Origin of the sequence: Streptomyces sp. enrichment culture (genome assembly GCF_964272895.1) — a bacterium.
Lineage (GTDB): Bacteria > Actinomycetota > Actinomycetes > Streptomycetales > Streptomycetaceae > Streptomyces.
Genome location: NZ_OZ186832.1, coordinates 242,219 through 259,683, shown reverse-complemented (window position 1 = coordinate 259,683; position 17,465 = coordinate 242,219). Strand labels below are relative to the sequence as shown.

Below are 17,465 nucleotides of genomic sequence, written 5' to 3'. Positions count from 1 at the left end.
CGCCTGTCCGTAAAGCCAGCCGAAGCGGTGGCGTGCGAGAGGGGAGCGGGCGGGAGGGCCCGTGGGCGTCAGGAACCGGCGGCCGCCCGCTCCGCCGCACTGCGCAGCACACAGAACTCGTTGCCCTCCGGATCAGCGAGGACCACCCAGCCGGATCCGTCCGCGGCGCGGTGATCGGCGACCAAGGCGGCGCCGAGACCCAGCAGCCGGGCCACCTCCTCATCGCGCGAGGTCTCGGGGCGCAGGCACAGGTGGAGCCGGTTCTTGACCGTCTTGGGCTCGGGCACCTGGTTGAAGTACAGCGCCGGACCGTCGTCCGGCATCACCTGGGTCTCCCGGTCGCCGGGCCGGTCCTCCGGATGCAGCGGACGGCCCGTCACCTCGCTCCAGAAGCGGGCCAGTCCATAGGCATCCGCACAGTCGATCGCTACGTTCTGCACCACCGAGACCATGCGGATCAGGCTCCCCGATCTTGGCGCGGAACGCCACCCCGTCGCCGTCCCGGCCGACGGCCCCATGCCGACGGCCGAGACGGCACGAGGGCCCGAGCGGACCGGCCCCCGGGGAACTCAGTCGAGACAGAACTCGTTGCCCTCGATGTCCTGCATCACGATGCACGAGTCGTGCTCGTCGGCGAGCAGCCGCACGCGCACCGCGCCGAGCGCGACCAGCCGGGTGCACTCGGCCTCCAGCGCGGCCAGGCGCTCCGCGCCCACGAGCCCGGTTCCGACCCGCACGTCGAGATGCACCCGGTTCTTGACGACCTTGCCCTCGGGAACGCGCTGGAAGAACAGACGCGGACCCACCCCCGAGGGATCGGTGCACGCGCACCACGAACCGCGGTCCTCGGCGGGCCGCGTGAGATCGAAGTCCTCCCAGCTGGCGAACCCACGGGGCGGCGTCACGACGTATCCCAGCACCTCGCACCAGAAGCGAGCGACACGCTGGGGCTCCGCGCAGTCGAAGGTCACCTGGAACTGCTTGATCGTTGACATCGGCGCACCCTAGCAGGGGCCCCGAAGCGGCTCATGGGGGGTGCGCGCTCGCCCGGCGCACCACGGGGCACCGGCCGCGCTCGGCGCTCGGCGGCGTACAACCATTCGGCGAGGTGGTGAGTCTCCTAGGTGATCACGCTGTGATCGCATCGACGAGGAGACCATCATTACCGCGATACGTAAGTCCCTGACCGCTGCCGCACTCGCCGGTACCGTTCTGGCGGGTTCGGCCGCCTGCGGCACCGTGGAGCAGCTCTCCGCCGGGAAGAAGCTCGACCAGGCGTTCGACGAGCTCGCGAGCCAGAAGTCGATCTCCTTCGAGCTGGACCTGGACGCCGACGCCCGGACCCTGAAGGAACTGGACGCCGCGTCGGACCCGGAGCCGGGCGAGGAGATGCCCGACGAGGCCGCCGATCTGCTCAGTGGCGCGAAGATCAGTGTCACCGTGCAGTCGAAGAAGCCGCTCGGCGAGTCCGGCGAGAAGGACTACGTCGGCATGGCCATGAAGGTCAGCACCGAGGACGGCGACCTCATCGAGTACCGGGTCGTCGGCGACTACACCTACCTGCGCTCCGACGTGAAGTCCGTCGGCGAGGCGCTGGGCGCCCCCGTGCCGTCGGCCGGGGACCTGCCGCCGGAGGCGAGCGGGCTGAAGAAGGTGCTTGAGGGCGAGTGGGTGAAGTTTAACACCAAGGAGATGGAGGAGAGCGCCGCCGAGATGGGGGCGGCGCCGGGTGAGAAGCCGGAACCGGAGCCCACCCTCGACGCGAAGACGCAGAAGAAGGTGCTGGACGCGCTGCGTCGGACCATCGCCCGTGAGGTCGACTTCAAGAACGCGGGTGAGAAGGACGGCGCGGAGCACATCACCGCCACGGCCCCGTTCCGCACGCTGATCACCAAGTTCTTCGACGAGATCCGTCCGCTGGCGAAGAACCTGCCGCCGGGCATGGAACTGCCCACGGACAAGGACCTCAAGGACGCCCCCGACACCAAGGTCACGGCGGACTTCGCCCTGAAGAACGGCGAGCTGTCCGAGGTCTACATCGACCTCGCCAAGCTGACCGAGAACGCGAAGGTGAAGAAGCTGGGCCTGGTGGTCCGGATGAGCGACGGCGAGACGCCGAAGGCCCCGGCCGGTGCCACCGAGCTGGACATGGAGGAGATCTTCGGCGGCTTCGGCGCCGCGATGATGGCCGAAGAGGACTTCGGCGGGGAGAGCCTGGAGGAGGAGGGCTTCGCCGAGGACGCGGCGTAGCCACACGCCGGGACGTGCGTGCGGGGGGCGCGGCCGACACGGGCGCGCCCGCCCCGCCGTACCCGCCCGCGCCGCCGTACCCGCCCCGGCGCACACGCACGCCGGGCGTGCGTGCGACGCCCCGCACCCCGCGGGGGCGTCGCGCAGGCGGGGACCTCCCGGCCCGGAGGTTGATGCGCCGGAGTGAACCGGGCGCGTGGCCGCCCGCATGGATCCGTCCCACGGGGAAGGCGTCTTCCATGCGCGCACTGGTGATCAACTGCACCCTGAAGCCCTCGCCTCAGCCGTCCAACACCGAGGCCCTGGCCGGAACGGTCGTCGCTGCGCTCCAAGGCCACGGCGTGGAGGTGGACGTCGTGCGGGCGGTCGACCTCGATCTCAAACCCGGTGTACGCACCGACATGGGCGCCGGCGACGACTGGCCGGCCGTCCACGAGAAGCTGCTCGCCGCCCGCATCCTGGTGATCGCCTCGCCGACCTGGCTGGGCCGACCCTCCTCGGTCGCACAGCGCGTGCTGGAACGGATGGACGCCATGCTCGGCGAGACCGACGACGAACAACGCCCCGTCGCCTACAACCGGGTGGCCGGTGTGGTGGTCACCGGCAACGAGGACGGCGCCCACCACGTCATCAGCGAGATCAGCGGCGCCCTCGCGGACATCGGCTACACCATCCCCGGCCAGGCATGGACGTACTGGCACCTCGGCCCCGGTCCGGGCCCCGACTACCTCGACGACGACCGCGGCCACGACTGGTCGAACTCCACCGCCCGCGCCATGGCCTCCAACCTCGCCCACGCCGCCCGCGCGCTCGCCGCCAACCCCCTGCCCGCGCCGCCTTCCTGACCCCGGCACGCCAGACATGTCTCCCCAACGCCCCTCCGTGGGGCGGCAGTTGCGCGCGTCCGCACTGCGCCGCGGGCGAAGCCCGTCCCGGCTCTTTGTCTCTTTGTGACTAATCGATCGCATGCCGTGGCGACCCCGGACCATGATGACGACGGCTCGGGTCGGTGATCCGAGCCGGACTCCCAGGGGAGGTGGCCGCGTGTTCCTGACCTCCGGCCCGCGTCGCTTCGAACCGTCGGACGCGCAGCTGCTGCTCGCCGTGCGCGAGGGCTCGTCGGAGGCGGTGCGCTCGCTGGAGGAGCGGCACGGGGCGGCGGTCATGGCCTACGCCCGTACGTGTGTGGCCTCGCAGGACGACGCCGCCGAGCTGACCGCCTACACGTTCACCGGGCTGCGCCTGCGCGCGGCCCGCACACCCGTGGACGCCCTGGGGTGCGTGCGCGTCGCGCTGTTCGATGCTGTCCGCAGCACCGCCGTGCTGTGGGCCGGACCGGATCAGGCGGTGCTCACACGGCCGTTCGGGGCCTGGCTCGCCTCCGGGGCGGTGTGGTCCCTGGCGGAGGACGGCGCACTCCTCGCCGCCTTCCACAGCCTCACACCGCAGCAGCAGTGCGTGCTGTGGCACGCGTCGGTGGAGCGGGACCCCCTGGACGTGATCGCCCGTGTCGCGGGAATACCGGAGCGGGAAGTGTGGCGATCGGTCACCGAGGTCCAGGGAGAGCTCCGCAGCCGGTGCGCCGAGCTGTACGCGCGCCGCGTGCGGCAGACGGCGTGCCTGCGCTTCGTCGACAGCGTGCTGCTCGGCTCCGCGGAGTCGTATAACGGCCCGTACGACACCGGCCACCTGCGGCTGTGCGCCGACTGCCGGGAACTCTTCCGGGAGCTGCGCAGCCACCACCTCCGGCTCCCCGTACAGCTGCCGGAAGGGCTGCTGGGCTGGTGGCCGGCGGGCGCGTACCGCACGGCCAAGGAGGCGGCTCCGCGCTCCCGCACGGCGGAGGAGACCCACTCGCCCTCCCGCGCGGCCAGGGACACGGCCCCGGGTTCCCGCGCGGAGCAGCAGGGGCCGGCGGGTTCCGGCCCGGCCGCCACCGGCAGGCGGCGTACGCGACGGGGCCGACGGGCGCGAGTCCGCCCCGTCGGCCCCGGACTTCTCGCGGCGGCGGTGCTGGGTCTCGTCCTGGCCCTGGCCCTGGCCGTGTGGCGATGAGGGCCCCTCTCGACCACCGCCGCGCTGCCCGCGATCCGCCGTCAGGCGCTGTCGCCGCCGCCGTGAGCGGCGCTGTGCCGGCCGCGGCTCCTGCGCAGGGCGGCCGCGGCGAGATGGCGGCGGCTGCGTGCGGTCAGCCGCAGCCCGTTGAGCGCCAGGACGAACTCCAACCGCTGCCCCGGAGCCCGCAGTTCATCGCCGAACAGGCGCTCCGCCTGACGGATGCGGTAGCGGACGGTCTGCGGATGCACCCGCAGGACCCGCGCCGTCTGTGCGGCGCTGCCGCACTCGAACCACACCAGCAGGGTCTCGGCCAGCCGTTCCGCCTGGGCGGGCGGAAGGACGGCCAGGGGGCCGAGGCGCCTTCTGACCAACTGGAGCACAAGCGCCTCGTCCTGCGCCAGCAGCACAGCCGGCAGATGCTCCTCGACGTACACCGCCCCAGGCCGCCGGCCGGGACCGGCGGCCAGGGAGAGCAGGGTGCGGGCCCAGCGCAGCGAGGCGCCGGCCCGTTCCCTGGGCAGGGCCGGCCCGATGGCCACATCGCTCTCCGGCAGCAACCGCCGTACGACATCGGCCGGTTCGGGTCCCGGCTGGGCGATGAGGACGTACGGCGCGGCGGCGCCCCAGTCGGCGAGCCAGCCCGGCCCCGCGCCCGGAAGCCCGCTGGGCGGGGGCGGCGCGACGGCCACGGCGCGCAGTCGTGGCGGCAGCGGCCACCCGGCCCGGTGCGCCAGTTCCCGAAGAGCCGGTTCGTCGGGCGCGGGTTCGCCGGCGAGGGCGGCGGCGAGCAGCGGCAGCCAGCGGCTCCGCGAAGGGCCCCTTCGGTGCCGCCCGTTCGCCGGGTCCCCCGTCTCTCCCTCCGCGGGCGTCGCCCCGCCCTGCTCGGATGTCCTGCCCGGTGCCAACCAGTCGGTCACCGTCTGCCCCTTTCCTCTGCTGCTGCCCGGAGAGCCGTGAGCCACCCGGTGGCGTGGCCCCGCGCCCGGCTCCGGGACGGATCGGACAGAGAGAGGAACCTCTTCGCACCCCGTCCCGCCGCTTTGCCGAACCATTGCCAAGTGCTCAGGACAGGCGTACGTCGTCCAGGGCCCAGTACCAGTCGTTGCCCGCGTCGCGCAGACGGAACTTCACGGTGACCGTCCGGGCCCCTTCGGGCACGGCGACGACCAGGCTCTCCCGGCTGTCGAACCGGTCGGCGGAGTAGGCCCTGAGCACACGGTCCGGGCCGGAGTCGAAGGACACCAGGACCTCTCCGCGCTGCGCCCCGAGCTGCCAGTAGTGGGTGACATAGCTGAGGGTGAGCCGGTCGCGGCCGGGTGGGGCCGCACAGGCCGGTGAGACCAGTGTCGAGTCGAAGGCGCTGGTCGCGGACGGGTCGCCGAGGTCGTTCCACTCGTCCGGGTCCGCGACGGCGATCGCGCCGTCCCCGAGGGTGAAGTCCTCGCGGTACTGGCCCGGATGGGCGTGCTCCCAGAACTCACGGGTCGTCAGCGTCCAGCCGCGCCACTCCCTGACACCGTTGTCGGGCATGCGGGAGTTGTCCACCCGCCAGCCGCCGGGGAAGCTGTGCGTCCATCCCAGGACGGAGCGCGGAATGCCGTACTCGTCGACGGCCGGCCGGAGTTCGCGGTCGTCGGCGTGGAAGCCGGTGCACGCGGCCAGAGGGGCGCCGGCGGGGGCGGGCGAGGGCCGTGCCGTCGTGGGTGCGGGGCGCGGGGAGGGCGGCGGCTCCGCGGCCGGCGCGGGGGAGGCCGACGTGGGGGACACCGGCGCAGAGGCGGAGGGCGCGGCGACCGAAGTCCGGGCCCGCGCCGGCTTGTTCTCCTCGGTGTCCGGGTCGCCGGGGCCGAGGGAGATCACGGCCAGGACGGCGACGGCCAGGGCGGCGGCCCCCGCCGCGACGGTCGCGGGGCGGACGAACGGGCTCCCGCCGGCGGGGTCGGCGGGGCCGTCCGGGGCGGCGGCGGACGCCGCGTGCGCGGCGGACCGGCCGGCCAGGTAGGCGGGTCCGGCCCACAGGAGGATGCCGGTGGCGAGGTAGGCGCCGAAACGGTCGTTGAGGTGGGTGAGTTCCTGCACCGCTCCCCGGCAGCGGGCGCAGCCCTCCAGATGACGCCGGACGGCTCTGCCCGCCTTGTGCTCCCCGCGCCGCACGTACGCGCCGAGGAGCGCGCTGAAGTGCCGGCACTCCTCGCTCGCCAGCGTGTCCTGGGCGTGCGCGGCCAGATACGCCTCGCGCAGCCCCTCTCGCGCACGGGAGGCCAGCGACGCCACACCGCTCGGAGTCAGACCGAGCAGCCGTGCGGTCACACCCGCCGGCTCCTGTTCCACGGCCGTGTACCACAGGACCGACTGCCAGCGTTCGTTCAGCGAGCGGAAGGCGTGGCGGACGAGGCTGCGTTCCTCCTGGCGGACGATCCACGCCTCGGCGTCCATGGCGGCGGGGTCGCGGGCGTCGAGCCACTGCTCGAAGTCCAGGGCCAGTTGGTGGCGCCGCTCGGTGGCGAACCGGCGAGCGGCCGCCCGGCGCACGGTGACCAGCAGATACGGGCGCCAGGGGCCGCTCGGACCATGGCCCGAACGCACGGCCTCCCACGCGCTGGTGAACGCCTCGGACGCCAGGTCCTCGGCGGTGTGCTCGTCCCGGCAGCACAGCCGGGCATAGGTCAGGACGGCCTGGTGATGGCGCCGGTGCAGTTCCTCGGCCGCCTCCGGGCAGGCCGATGCGCGGACCCTGGCCGTGAGTTCGCCGTCGGTCAGTTCGTGCAGTGCTGTCATCTCGCCGGCCAACGCCTCGCCTGTGGATCGATGGGGAAGTCCTTGCAGGTCCTTGCAGGTCCTGGGGCTTCGGCTCCGTCGCCCGCCCGCTGTGATGCTGCCGTAATCGGCCACAGGCGCGAGATGTCGCGGATCATTGTGACCGTTCAGTGATCAAGTCCACCGAACCATGGCTTACTGACACACATTCGATCATTGCCGGACGCGGTTGAACAGCCGTCGGCGCGGAGGCAGATGCGTCCTCATGCGCTGTCGGCTGTTCGCGCCGCGTCCTCAGAGGCCGGTGACCTTGCCGCTCGCGGAGAGCTCGTAGACGAGGGTGACCGTACGGCGGCCACCGGGCGGCAGGGCGATGTCCCAGCGGGCGATGCCCTCGTCGTCGAGGGAGTCCGGGACCGGGGAACACGCCTCCTTGCGCAGCCGTACCTCCACCGCCGCGACCTCGGAGACCGGGATCCGCTCCCGCAGGACGACCACCTGCTCGCCCTGGGCGCCGGGAGCGGAGAAGCGCGACAGGTGCAGGCGCACCGTGCGGGTGACGGTGGTGCGTTGGGTCACGGCCGTGGTGTCGCGCGACTCCTCGTATTCCCGTACGACCCGGTAGTCGTCGTGGCTCCCGAAGGCGAGCTCGACGGGCCCACCGGGCGCGGTGAACTCCATGGTGCCGCGGCCGCTGAACCCGCTGCCGCGCACCAGGTCCACCGGCCCGGCCAGCAGCGCGTGCCCGGACGGGTTGTCGAACCGCACCACCTGCGTCACCAGCGGCGACAGCTCGGGCGAGCAGGCGTACTGGCTGCTCGCGGCCGTGGTGGCGCGGGAGAGCGGCACGCGGTGGGCGCGCCCGTCGGCGGGCACCGAGACGGGCGCGGGGGAGTGCAGCACCCTGGTCCGGCCGCCGTCGTCCACGCCGGGCAGGCCGAGCACCGGCGCGGGGCCGAGCTCCCCGATCTCCTCCTCGCGCAGCTCGACCTCGACCGTGCGCCGCTCGGCGGGCGACCGGTCGGTCAGCGTCAGCCGGTCCTCCGTCAGGCGCGGTGGCTCGGTCGCCAGGGCCGACCGGGCCGTCGACAGGACAAGGCGTACGTCCGTCCATGCCTCGCCGGTCCGCTGCCAGACCATGGCGTCGGTGTCCAGCGTGAGGGTGTCCCCGTCGAGCACGGCCCGATAGGCGGGGCGCCACAGCGCGCAGGGAACGAGGTGGCTCAGCCGCAGCCGGGCCGGCCCCGCGGCCTCGGCGTCGACGGTCAGCTCGACATGGGCGAGCAGCTCGGCGGGCTGCTCCTCGGACAGGTGCAGGGCGTGCGCGGTCTCCTGGACGCCGGTGGCGAGCACGGCCAGCCGGGCCTGTACGGCGCGCAACTGCTCGCTGTGCTCGTCGCGTTCGGCGTCCACGCGGTCCAGTTCCCGGGTCCAGCGCGTGGGGTCCGTCTCGCCGGAGCCGGCTCCCTCGCCGATCTCCCGCAGCAGATCGGCGGCGAGGTGGCCGAGCAGGTCGAGGCGGGCGCGCAGCCGGTCGCTGCGCCGTTCCAGCGCGAACCGCTCCTCCTCCAGGTCGTGCAGGCGCCGGCGCAGCGCCGGGTCCTCCGCCGAGGGCAGCGGTCCCCGAGGCGTCCAGGCGCGGACGAGCCGGGCGTCGAGGACACGAGCCGGCGGGCCGGCGGTCAGCTCCGCGTGCAGCGTGCGGTCGACCGCCAGGGCGGTGACCGGACCGAGCACCAGCCGCTGCACACCGGCCCGCAGGTCGAGGGCGACGGTGCGCTCGACCTGGGCGCGGTCCTCCAGGCAGGTCACGGCGGTGACGGGGGCGGGGATCGTTGCGGGATCCGTGGACATGATCTGTGTCAGCTCCTGCGGTTGCCGCCGACCAGGGCCTTCGCGGCCGGGATACGGATCGTGTAGCCGCCGTGCAGGGCGGTGGTGCCGCCCGCGGGCAGATCGACCCGCCACACCCGGGTGCCCGGCGCGGTCCGGTCGGGTTCCGCGGAGTCGTCCGGGACCGTCCAGTCGGCGTGTTCCTCGATCCGTACGTCCGTGTCGGAGGTGACCGGCACCTGCTCCCGCACCTCGACGCGCACGGGCCGGGCCAGCCGGTTGGCCAGCTCCACCTGCACGCGGTGGTCCAGCACGGTGACGTTGTTGCGCAGGCCCGCTGTCGATTCGTCGACATGGGTGCGCCGGGTGACCTGGACGCCCTCGGCCGGCCCGAGCCCCATCCGGCGGACGCCGCCGGGCGCGAGGGTGGGCAGCGCGGCGGTCAGCAGGAAGTCGTCGTCGACGGTGACCTCCACCGGGCCCGCCAGCAGCGCCTGGTCGGTGGCGTTGGACAGCACCAGCGTCGCGTACACCCGCGTCTCCACGGACGGCACGCACAGGTACTCGGTGCGCAGGCCGACCGGGATCTCGGCGATGGTGACGGTGTGCCAGGTGCCGTCCGAGGGGATGTCCGCGCGGGCCACGGCGTCGTAGCGGTGGTCGAAGGAACCGGCCGACCGGCGGGGCGGCACCGCACGCCCCGGCAGCGGCAGGGAAGCCACCGCTTCGGCGCGCCGGCGGTACTCGGCCGCCACCGGGTCGAAGGAGGCGTCCGGGAACAGGCGGCCTCTGCGGTTCTCGGGCTCGTCGGGGCCGCTGAGGACGAGAGCGGCGTAGTCGAGCTCGTCGCTGGAGGGCTGCGGCGGACCGGGCACCGGGGCGGGCGGCGGCACGGGAGCGGGGGCCATCGGGCCGGCCGGGGCCGGTGGCACGGCGGCGGGTGCGCGGCCCGTCCGAGGGCGGTTCGACCGCTGCCGCTCCACCTGCGCGGACTCCGGCATCGCACGGGCGGGCCCGGCCGCCTGAGGTCCGGGAGCGCTGCCCGGAGCGGCGGGCATGACCGGGGCCGCGCCGTACATCGGGGGCGGAGGTACGGGAGCGGGGCCGTGAGCGCCGGCGGCTGCCGCGGGTGTGGGGGCCGACCGGGCGGCCGCGCCTCCGGCCGCGCCGGCCGGTGCGGCACCGAAGTCCCCCGGTGCGGCGGCCGGGCGCGGGCCCGCCGCGTCGTACCCGGTGAACAGGTCGGACAGACCCGCCGGGGGCTCCCGCCAGCCGGACGGCGCGGGCGCGGGCTGACGGCGGCCGATCCGCAGCGAGCGCAGCCTCGGCAGATCGGTGCGGCGCCGCAGATCGGCGGTGGCCAGAGCGATGCGCACGCCGGTCCAGTCCTCCCCGGTGCGCTGGGCGACCGAAGCGCGCAGCACCAGGCTGCCGGTGTCCGCGCTCTGACGGTACGCCAGACGGTAGGCCGGTACCCACACGGCGCCCGGAACCCCGTACTCCAGCTCCAGCTCGACGTCACCCGTCCCGTCGAGGGTCACGACCGCGCAGACCGACGTCTCGACGTGGGCGGACGGGGTGTCGGTGGAGGCACGGGACCAGCGGTCGGTCGCCACGTCGAGCTCGTGCTCCACGCGGCGCAGTTCCGCCTCCAGCTCGGCGAGGCGCTGGTGCAGGGCGGTCAGCCGCTCGTCGACGAAGTCGGTGAGCGTCAGCCACGCCTCCACGGGAGTGCGCCGGTGCGGATCGTCACGCTTGCGCGGCGGCGGCACCGGACGCAGGCCGCTGACCTCCTTGATGCGGGCGAGAACCCGGTCACGGCGGCCCTGCGTCGCCGCGTGCTCGTCCCGCAGCCGCTCCACCTCGCGCAGCAACGCGTCGGGCGCGCCCGTTCCGGACGGTTCGGCGTCCACCTCGGCCCGCACCCCGGTGACGCGCACCCCGCTGTCACCGACGACGCGTGCCCGCAGGGAACCGGGGTCCATCGACCGGGGCAGTCCCGTGACCCGCACCCGCCCCTGCGCGGGCACCGCGCCCCTGGCCAGGCGGGTGCACAGCGCACCCTGCGCGTACACCACGACCGCGTCGAGGGCCGACGCCCACCGCGGTGTCTCCTCGGACTTCATGTGCTCAGCCCCCCGTCACTGCCCGTGCCGGGCGAAGCCTAGCGCCCAGGGCGGCGAACGGGAGAACCGCACGGTGCCGGTGCCGGTGGCGGCGAAGGGCAGCTCCGGTTGAACACAAGCCGGTTCTGCCGCGTAAGGGACTCCAGGGGAAACACAGGACGCGGGTCGACCGACGCGTAGGAGTACGAACGTGACACGCAGCAGACGCAGACGCCCGACCGGGGCGAGACGCGCGACATTCGCCGCCGTCGCTCTCATGCTGGGCGGAGGAGGCATGGTGGCGGTGAATGTGTACGCCTCCGCCACCGACGGCACCGCGGCCGCCACCACCGACGCGGGGAGCGGGTGGCGCGGCGGTCTGACGATCGACTGCCCCGACGTCGGCGAACGGCTCACCGACGTGCCGGATCGGGCACGGGGGACCGTCGACGGGGAACTGGCCGTCCTGGACCAGCAGATCGCCGACGCGTACCGGCAACTGCTGGAGCCGGAGGGGGAGTCCGCCGACTCGCCCCAGGAGGTGATCGTGGAGCCGCTGTCGGAGCGGCGGGCGGGAACGATCGGTCGCATCGCCGCCGCGCTGGAGGACTCCGGCACGAGGCCGCAGGGGCTGGACTCCCTGAGCGCCTGCGCCTTGCGGCAGGCCGAGGGGGCGCCGGCCGACGCAGAGGGCGGGAACGACACGCAGAACGGTGCCGGGAGCGGCACCGGACAAGCCGGAGCGGGGGGCGTCGCAGGGCAGGCGGGCAACGGCCCCGTCGCCGCCGACTACGCGGACATCACCACCGTCCGGCCCGGCGCTGCGGCGCCGGCCCCGACGGACGGAGCCTCGCGCGGTACCTTCACCACGAGCTGCGGCGTCAACGCGGCGGGACTGTTCAACTCGGACAACGTGATCGTCGCGCCCGGCGTCACCAACGGCGCCCACCACTTCCACGACTACATCGGCAACCAGGCCAACAACGCCTTCGCGAGCGACGACGACCTCGCGGCCGCCGCGACCAGCTGCCTGGACCAGGGCGACCGGTCCTCCTACTACTGGCCGGTGCTGCGGCTCCAGAACGGGACGCAGGAGCGCGACGCCCAGTCGCCCGGCGGCGGCATCGAGGGCAACGCCGGCGAGATCGTCACGCCGAAGGACGTCACGCTGACCTTCGTCGGCAGCCCGGTGGGCGAGGTCACCGCGATGCCCCGGCTGCTGCGCATCATCACCGGCGACGCCAAGGCATTCGTCAACGGCCCCGCCAACGCCAACGCGTCCTGGAGCTGCACCGGCTTCGAGGACCGGCAGCTGAAGGACAAGTACCCGCTCTGTCCCCCCGGCAGCGATGTGGTGCGCACCTTCAGGTTCCAGAGCTGCTGGGACGGCCGCAACATCGACAGCGCCAACCACCGCACCCACGTGGCCTTCGCCGACGCATCCGGCAACTGCCCCGCCGGCTTCCGCGCGATCCCGCAGCTGGTGCAGCGCATCGTCTACGACGTCGACGCCCCGAGCCTGGCCGACGGCGGGCGTACGACCCCGCTGTTCGCGGTCGACTCCTTTCCCGAGCAGCTCCACAAGCCGGTCACCGACCACGGCGACTTCATCAACGTCTTCGACGAGGACCTGATGGCGGAGATGGTCGAATGCCTCAACACCGGCCGCCAGTGCGGCGCCGGTGCGGACTCCGGAGGTGGCGACGGTGCCGGGGACGGGAACGGCGACGGTGCCGGGGACGGGAACGGCGACGGTGCCGGGGACGGGAACGGCTACGGCGCCGGGGGTGGGGACGGCGGAACAGCGCCGGATCCAGCGCCCGCGCCCGAGGATCCGCAGGACGGCGACAGCGAGCCTCCCGCCGATCCCGGCGACGGCGAGGAGCCCGGCAGCGGTGCGGAACCCGGCAGTGGCGCGGATCAGACCATCGAGCCGGGCAGCGGCGAGGAGCGGCCCGCCGAGCCCGGCGACATCGACGACCGGCCCGTCGCACCGGCCGACGGCGCAAGCGGACCCGCGCTGCCCGGCACCGCGAGCCAGGCTCCGCCCAAGCCCCCGACCAGCGCCCCCGCGACCGACGCGCCGCGCCCCGCGGAGCCCAGGTCGGCCGGTACCCCCAGCGCGGCGGCGCCCGCCGCCCCGTCGGCCGATCAGCAGGTGGCCGCCCCACAGGGCACCCCCGGCGGACTCGCCGAGACCGGCACCAGCCTGTGGCCGACCGCGGCCGGTTCGGCACTCCTCATCGCGGGCGGAGTTCTCCTGACCCGCACCAGGAGGCGCCCGACGCGACCCTGACGACACAGCCCCTAGGAGCGGGTGACCAGCTGCGCCATCCTCTCGGCGGCCCGTACCGCGGCGTCACCGCAGCAGTTGTTGAACAGCACGTGCACCCGCTCGACCTGCCCGGAGAGCCGACGGATCCGCGGCACCCATGCGGCGAGTTCGTCGTCACCGTACGCGTACCGGTAGCGCTCCTCCTTGTTCCCGCCCTGCCACACGGCGCTGCGCCCGTGGAACCGCACGACGGACAGCCGGGGCGTCGTGACGGGGGCGACCGGCGGTACGGAGGCGGCGAACCCCTGGGGCATGTCGACGGCGACGGCGGCCATCCCGTACCGCGCGAGCAAGGAGCGCGTGGCCTCGGCCTGCCCCTCCCGCCACCAGGAGGAGTGCCGGAACTCGACGGCGAGGGGCCAGCCTTCGCACCGCACGGCGGTCTGCGCCAGCACCGCCTCGGCGCGCGCCCCCGGCCTGAACCACGGCGGGAACTGCAGCAGCACACTCCCGAGCCGCCCCGCCCGCCGAAGCGGCGCCACGGCCGCCGTGAAGCGCGCCCAGACCTCGTCCAGCACCGCTGGGTCCCGGGCGTCGGCGGGCAGCCCTTCTGGCATCCTCGCACTCCGCGTCGGATGCCCGGTGAGCAGCGAGAACGCCTTCACGTCGAAGACGAACCCGTCCGGCGTCCGCTCCACCCACAGCCGGCTGTTCCGCTCGCTGGGCAGGGCGTAGAAGGAGGAGTCGACCTCGACGAGCGGGAACCGTTCGCCGTAGTACCGCAACCGCCCTTCGGCGTCCCGGCTCCCGGCGGGGTACCACCCGCTGCGGACCAACGCCGGGTCGGTCCATGAACACGTACCCACGAGGATGTCGCCCATCGCCTTCGGTTACCCGGCCGCGTCCACCGGATGCGGGCGGTGTCCGGTCCGTGGGTCCGGCCGGTCGCGGGTGCTCGGTGCCTGAGCGGTGCCGGGCTCCCCCTAAGGTGAACCCCATGTCTTCCAGGTTGAGTTCCGTGAAAACCCGCGCCGCGTTGCGCACATCGGCACGTGTCTCCGCCGAGTTGCTGCTGGTCGTCGTGATGCTCGCGCTGGCTCTCTGGCTGCTCGACCGGATGTGGTCGGTGGTGTGGCCGCTCGTCGTCGGTCTGCTGCTGACGACGCTGACCTGGCCCCCGACGCGCTTCTTGCGGTCGAAAGGGTGGCGTCCGGCGTTGGCCGCATCGCTGGTGACGATCGGGTTCCTGCTCGTCGCCGCCGGGGTCGTGGCGTTGATCGCGGTTCCGGTGGCCTCCCAGTCCGGTGAGCTGACCGACGGTGTCGTCGAGGGCGTGCAGAGGCTGCGGGAGTGGGCCGCCGGGCCGCCGCTGAACATCGAGGACGCCCAGATCAACAAGGCCCTCGACAGCGCGGTCGACCGCGCCCAGGAGGGGCTCGGCAGCGCGGTCACCGCCGTCGTCTCGGGCGTGAGCACGGTCGTCAACGGTGTGATCACCGCCGTACTGGCGCTGTTCCTGATGTTCTTCTTCCTCAAGGACGGGCCGCGCTTCCTGCCGTGGCTCTCGCGCCAGCTGCCCGGCCGGCTCGCCACCGACGTGCCCGCGGTCGCCGGGCGCGTCTGGGACACGCTGGGCTCGTTCGTACGGTCCCAGGCCGCCGTCGGCCTGCTGGACGCCGTACTGATCGGCCTCGGCCTGTGGATCGTCGGGGTGCCGCTGGTGCTGCCGCTGGCGGTGCTGACGTTCGTCACCGCGTTCGTGCCGATCGTGGGCGCGCTGTTCGCCGGGCTCGTCGCGGTCCTCATCGCGCTGGTCTCCAACGGCCTGACCGACGCGCTGATCGTGCTGGGCATCATCGTGGTGGTGCAGCAGCTTGAGGGGAACGTGTTCCAGCCCATCATCCAGAGCCGCGGACTCGGGCTGCACGCCGGGGTCATCCTGCTGGCGGTGACGCTGGGCGGGAACCTGGCCGGCATCGTGGGCAGCCTGCTCGCCGTCCCCGTCGCAGCGCTGATCGCGGTCGTGTGGGGCTACCTCCGCGAGCAGCTCGGCGAACCGCCGGCCGAGCCGGGCGGCGGCGAACCGGCTCCCGGCGCCGCTGTTCCGTCGTGACCCAGGCGCCCCCGACCTCCCCTCGGGCGCCGGCACTGCTGCCCCCGTCGCTGCGCCCGCCGCTCGGGCTGACCGCGGGGCTCGCCGCGCTGGTGGCCGCCGTGTTCGGAGTCCTGTACGCCGGTCACGGCGAGAGCGGCCGGGTGGACCGGTGGATCGTCCGGCCGACGGCGGACAGCGTGGGGCCGCCGTGGCGGCGCGTCGCCCTGGCCACGGACTTCCTGGGCGAGCCGGTGGGGGCGGCGCTGCTGGTCGGGGCCGCCGTGGCGGTCTGCCTGCTGCTGCGGCGCCCTCGCGCGGCGGTGTTCCTCGTCGCCGGCACCGGCCTGGCGGTGGGGGCGACGACGCTGCTCAAACCTCTGGTCGGGCGCACCATCCACGGTGACGACAACCTCTCCTACCCGAGCGGGCACACGGCGTTCCTCACCGCGTTCGCCCTCGCGGTGGCGCTGCTCGCGACGGGCCGGCTCGGCCTGGGCAGGACGGCCGGCACCTCGCTCGTGCTCGCCGCGGCACTGGTCGCGGGCGCCGCGATGGGCTGGGCCCAGGTCGCCCTGGGCGCGCACTATCCGACCGATGTCCTCGGTGGCTGGTGCACGGCGCTGGCGGTGACACCGGTGACCGCGTGGCTGATCGACCGGACGGCCGACGCCGGTCGACGGCAGCCGCCCTGACCGTGTGTCGAGCAGGCGGCCAGGGCACCCTGACGTCACCCCGAGGCGGCTCCCCGCGGCGCGTCACGCCGTGCGGCGGAACACAGGCTTCACCGGCCGCCCGCCCATCCAGGGCCCGGGGTCACCGGCGTCCAACGCCTTGCGGTACACCGCGCACGCCTGGGCTACCACGTCCACGGTGTGGTCGATGTCGGCGTCACCGAGCGCGCTGCTCACCACGAACGACGGGGCCAGGACCCCGCCCGCGAGGAGCCGGCGCAGGAAGAGGGTCCGGTACGCCTGCGACGGCTGCCCGTTCGCGTCGAGGGTGGCGAAGACCAGGTTGCTGGCCCGGCCCCGGACGACGACGTGGTCGCCGACGCCCATGCCGGCCGCGGCGTCACGGACACCGGCGGCCAGCCGCTCGCCGAGGGCGTGCAGGCGCGCGGTGACGCCCTCCTCGACATAGGTGCTGAGCACGGCCATGGCGGCCGCCAGGGAGTGCGTCTCCGCGCCGTGCGTGGTGGACAGCAGGAACACCCGGTCACCGCCGTGGCGCAGCCCGCCCCGCTCCATCAGTTCGCGGCGCCCGGCCAGCGCGGAGACGGCGAACCCGTTGCCGAGCGCCTTGCCGAACGTCGAGAGGTCGGGGACGACCCCGTACAGACCCTGCGCGCCCGCCTCGGACCAGCGCAGGCCGGTGATCATCTCGTCGAAGACCAGCACACAGCCGTGCCGGTCGGCCAGTTCGCGCAGACCGGCGAGATAGCCGGGCGGCGGTTCGGTGTGGGTGGCGGGTTCGAGGATCAGACAGGCGACCTCGCCCTCGTACCGGGACAGCAGCTCCTGCGTGGCAGCCAGATCCCCGTAGGGGAACGCCACGGTGAGGTCGGTGGTCGGCGCCGGGATGCCCGCGGACATCGGCGTGGTGCCGATGAACCAGTCGTCGACGGAGAAGAACGGATGGTCGGCGCAGACGGCCACCCGCGGGCGGCCGGTGACCGCGCGGGCCAGGCGCACGGCGGCGGTGGTGGCGTCGGAGCCGTTCTTCGCGAACTTCACCATGTCGGCGGTCGGCACGGTGGCCAGGAAGCGCTCCGCGGCCTCGACCTCCACGACGGACGGCCGCACGAAGTTGCTGCCGCGGTCGAGCTCCCGCCGCACCGCCTCGGTCACCCGCGGATGGGCGTGGCCGAGGCTGACCGAGCGCAGGCCGGAGCCGTACTCGATGTACCGGTTGCCGTCGACGTCCCACACATGGGCGCCGCGGCCGTGGCTGATGACCGGGGCCAGGTGCTCGGGATACTGGTCGTCGCCCTTGGCGTAGGTGTGCGCGCCTCCGGGGATCAGGGCGTGCAGCCGCTCGTTGGCCTGCCGCGACCGGGGGAGGAGGAGCTCCTCGCCTGAGTTGTCCACGCCGA

General features: G+C 73.9%; 14 protein-coding genes. 6 read left to right on the top strand and 8 right to left on the bottom strand.

Translation table 11 applies throughout. The annotated features are described in order from the left end of the window. Positions 1–68 precede the first annotated feature (68 nt). Both ACSU6M_RS01025 and ACSU6M_RS01020 read right to left on the bottom strand, forming a co-directional pair. Positions 69–452, bottom strand: a complete 384-nt coding sequence (locus ACSU6M_RS01025; protein ID WP_437066163.1) for a VOC family protein — start codon at positions 450–452, stop codon at positions 69–71. 117 nt (positions 453–569) lie between these two features. After that, the gene (locus tag ACSU6M_RS01020; RefSeq protein ID WP_437066161.1) at positions 570–995 is read right to left on the bottom strand and encodes a VOC family protein; all 426 of its coding nucleotides are present in this window, start codon (positions 993–995) and stop codon (positions 570–572) included. 244 nt (positions 996–1,239) lie between these two features. Between ACSU6M_RS01020 and ACSU6M_RS01015 the strand changes: the two genes are divergently transcribed. The 3 genes from ACSU6M_RS01015 (at position 1,240) to ACSU6M_RS01005 (ending at position 4,305) form a co-directional block, all read left to right on the top strand. After that, positions 1,240–2,250 carry a hypothetical protein gene (locus ACSU6M_RS01015; RefSeq protein ID WP_437066159.1) on the top strand — a complete coding sequence of 337 codons (1,011 nt, stop codon included), beginning with the start codon at positions 1,240–1,242 and terminating at the stop codon, positions 2,248–2,250. A gap of 239 nt (positions 2,251–2,489) precedes the next feature. After that, the gene (locus ACSU6M_RS01010) at positions 2,490–3,095 is read left to right on the top strand and encodes a flavodoxin family protein (protein WP_437066157.1); all 606 of its coding nucleotides are present in this window, start codon (positions 2,490–2,492) and stop codon (positions 3,093–3,095) included. A 199-nt stretch (positions 3,096–3,294) separates the two neighbouring features. Continuing rightward, positions 3,295–4,305, top strand: a complete 1,011-nt coding sequence (locus ACSU6M_RS01005) for an RNA polymerase sigma factor (RefSeq protein ID WP_437066156.1) — start codon at positions 3,295–3,297, stop codon at positions 4,303–4,305. Positions 4,306–4,346: 41 nt separating this feature from the next. Here the strand turns inward: ACSU6M_RS01005 and ACSU6M_RS01000 are convergent, their stop codons facing one another. The 4 genes from ACSU6M_RS01000 to ACSU6M_RS00985 form a co-directional block, all read right to left on the bottom strand. Beyond that, positions 4,347–5,225, bottom strand: coding sequence for a PucR family transcriptional regulator (locus ACSU6M_RS01000; protein ID WP_437066154.1), 879 nt, complete (start codon positions 5,223–5,225; stop codon positions 4,347–4,349). Positions 5,226–5,370: 145 nt separating this feature from the next. After that, entirely contained in the window at positions 5,371–7,086 is a 1,716-nt protein-coding gene (locus ACSU6M_RS00995; protein ID WP_437066153.1) for a sigma-70 family RNA polymerase sigma factor, read from the bottom strand. 273 nt (positions 7,087–7,359) lie between these two features. Beyond that, entirely contained in the window at positions 7,360–8,919 is a 1,560-nt protein-coding gene (locus ACSU6M_RS00990) for a mucoidy inhibitor MuiA family protein (RefSeq protein ID WP_437066152.1), read from the bottom strand. An 8-nt stretch (positions 8,920–8,927) separates the two neighbouring features. Further along, entirely contained in the window at positions 8,928–11,024 is a 2,097-nt protein-coding gene (locus ACSU6M_RS00985) for a DUF4139 domain-containing protein (protein WP_437066150.1), read from the bottom strand. A gap of 274 nt (positions 11,025–11,298) precedes the next feature. Between ACSU6M_RS00985 and ACSU6M_RS00980 the strand changes: the two genes are divergently transcribed. Next, positions 11,299–13,299 carry a DUF1996 domain-containing protein gene (locus ACSU6M_RS00980; protein WP_437066149.1) on the top strand — a complete coding sequence of 667 codons (2,001 nt, stop codon included), beginning with the start codon at positions 11,299–11,301 and terminating at the stop codon, positions 13,297–13,299. 11 nt (positions 13,300–13,310) lie between these two features. On the opposite strand, the gene ACSU6M_RS00975 is transcribed toward ACSU6M_RS00980, so the two are convergent. Then, positions 13,311–14,159, bottom strand: a complete 849-nt coding sequence (locus tag ACSU6M_RS00975) for a DUF72 domain-containing protein (protein WP_437066147.1) — start codon at positions 14,157–14,159, stop codon at positions 13,311–13,313. A gap of 116 nt (positions 14,160–14,275) precedes the next feature. Between ACSU6M_RS00975 and ACSU6M_RS00970 the strand changes: the two genes are divergently transcribed. Further along, complete coding sequence (locus ACSU6M_RS00970; RefSeq protein WP_437066145.1) at positions 14,276–15,391, top strand: AI-2E family transporter; 1,116 nt, start codon at positions 14,276–14,278, stop codon at positions 15,389–15,391. Next, on the top strand, positions 15,388–16,065 hold the full coding sequence (locus ACSU6M_RS00965) for a phosphatase PAP2 family protein (RefSeq protein WP_437066143.1): 678 nt from the start codon (positions 15,388–15,390) through the stop codon (positions 16,063–16,065). The genes ACSU6M_RS00970 and ACSU6M_RS00965 overlap by 4 nt, the downstream gene beginning before the upstream one ends. Before the next feature lie 63 nt (positions 16,066–16,128). Here ACSU6M_RS00965 and ACSU6M_RS00960 read toward each other — a convergent pair whose 3' ends face one another. Continuing rightward, entirely contained in the window at positions 16,129–17,460 is a 1,332-nt protein-coding gene (locus ACSU6M_RS00960) for a glutamate-1-semialdehyde 2,1-aminomutase (protein WP_437066141.1), read from the bottom strand. Positions 17,461–17,465 lie beyond the last annotated feature (5 nt).